The organism is Bacteroidota bacterium (genome assembly GCA_018692315.1).
In the GTDB taxonomy this organism is placed as follows: Bacteria; Bacteroidota; Bacteroidia; order Bacteroidales; family JABHKC01; genus JABHKC01.
The window spans coordinates 1-2,139 of record JABHKC010000138.1 but is presented as its reverse complement, the minus strand read 5'-3'; the positions used below and the strand labels follow the sequence as shown (position 1 = coordinate 2,139).

At 31.1% G+C, this 2,139-nt stretch carries 2 protein-coding genes; both read left to right on the top strand.

Annotated features, from left to right (window positions below):
• Window positions 1-224: 224 nt before the first annotated feature.
• Complete coding sequence (locus HN894_10365) at window positions 225-1,133, top strand: hypothetical protein (protein MBT7143732.1); 909 nt, start codon at window positions 225-227, stop codon at window positions 1,131-1,133.
• A gap of 207 nt (window positions 1,134-1,340) precedes the next feature.
• Window positions 1,341-1,991 (top strand): hypothetical protein, encoded by a 651-nt coding sequence (locus HN894_10360; protein MBT7143731.1) that lies wholly within the window; start codon window positions 1,341-1,343, stop codon window positions 1,989-1,991.
• The last annotated feature ends 148 nt before the right edge of the window (window positions 1,992-2,139 follow it).

Sequence of the window (2,139 nt, the reverse complement as noted above, 5' to 3'; positions counted from 1 at the left end):
TGTTAAAGGCAAAGGGCTGTTAGACTTGGAAAAGTATGCTCGTTTGAAAACCCTTGCGAAAGCTCAATGAAGAACTCTATCGGTAAGCCGTATGAGGGAAAACTTCACGTACGATTTGATGAAGGGGGTACTGATAGTCTAACTAATTTTATTATCTTTGTAGAAAAAAAAAATTATGAATAGGCTATCAGGCTCTACTCTACTGTGCCATAATGAATGAGACTATGCCATATATAATTAACTGGGATGAATATCCTGAAGCTAAAGAAATAATTCCAGACTACTTAAAAAGGGATTTTGAAAAATATTTTGTTGGTGAATATATTAGAACATCAAATCTGACAGATCATCTAACTCATCTAAATGATTTTCTAAAAACACTCTCTTCTCAAGAGTTGGCCATATTTTTATCGATTAAAGGATATAATGGAAGAGATTATATAATAGGCAATACGTTCATTGAGATATTGTTACACTGTTTAGAAAGAACTGGTCCTACAGCAAAAAGACCAATATTATTTGCAATTTATTATATAACCTCCAAGGATGAAAAGTCAAGATATATCATATCAGAAAAATTTGAAATAATCGAGAAAATTGCTAATTCTGATAATAACAACATAAAAGGAATGGCCCTATCAATTTTAAATGAGCTGAAAAAGGAGTTTAAAATACCTTCTAAATCTCAGTTTATTTTTGAAAAAGACAAAACTTTTGACTTCTTCAATGAGTTCAAAACAGTTATTAGTCGGGCAAAAAATTATGTCTGGTTTTGGGATAACTATGCAGATAGTGAAATACTACAATATCTGAATGCACATTCCGATTTAAATAATATCTCAGACATAAGAATTCTTTGTAACGATAACAATAGGACTACAAAATTTGTAACAGATTTAAAATTAGCTATAACCAAATTTCAAACTCAATACCCTGGGATAAAGATTGAGGCAAGATCCTCAAAAAGTAGTCATGACCGCTTTTTACTGTTTGATAATGAAAGATGGTTCTTAGGACCTTCGTTAAAAGATGCTGGAAAAAAAATATGTTCAATGGTTCAATATAAAGATGAAGAAGCTCAAAAACTTTATGATATTTATCAAACAGAATGGCTAATATCAAATGTAATATAAATAAATACGGCACACAACACGCGGTCATAAAACATAGCCGCGTTTGTTACGGCCAGACAACTAGAAACCGGGAAAATGACGATATTTGAAACTTACAAAATTAACGAACTGAAGGCGGCTACGTTTCATACCGCCATCCGTTGTGTGTTATTGTGCATCAAAATTTTACTTGCTAAATATTTCGTAACGAAGTTGACAATTTAATAAATGGCTGAATTTAATGATAAATTAGTTGAAAATATGTTTGAAAAAGAAAATGCCAGTGGAATAGTGGACTTTTACACTCTTCTTTTTTTTGTGTCAATTGCATTAATCCTATTAGCAATCTATAAATTGAGAAAAGGTGGAAACAAGAAAGTTTGGACAGTTGTAATTCTATTATCAATATGTACTTCTGTTCTAAGCAGAATAGATTTAGAAGTAGAAGAATTAGTCATTATAGAAGACGGATATATAGGTAATATTAAAATGCTTTTTAATGAATCTTGTGGTGAAAAAATTGAATTAGATGAAGATGGTAATAGACTATTTAATATTCCTGATAATGGAGTCCTGATAGTAAATGAATCAAATCAGAAACGCTTTAATCATTCAACATATTATTATAAAAATAAAAATAACCAATTGGTTGAAATCCCTCAAATGGATAGAGTTGAAGAAGAACGTGGTTGGTGGGGTGATGATGCTGATATTAATGATCCCGATAGAGAAAAAGTAGGTGTGTATTTTCGTAGTAAAAATGAAAATATGCAATCAGCATATGTTTGTTCTTATAATGAATTAAATGATATGATTAATGCATCTGAAAGAATTATGTTTGTAGACTCAGTCCTTTTAGAATGTAGAGGTGAAAAATAACAACACTCAACACCTAAGAATATAAAAACAGCGAAAAACTACAGTGCCAGGCACTGTAGTTTTTATATTCGTTGTTGAGCTAAACCCAAGCCGGCGGGCTTAAAGTGAAGGATTTGGCGTATATGTATTTTTAATAATTTGGGGATTT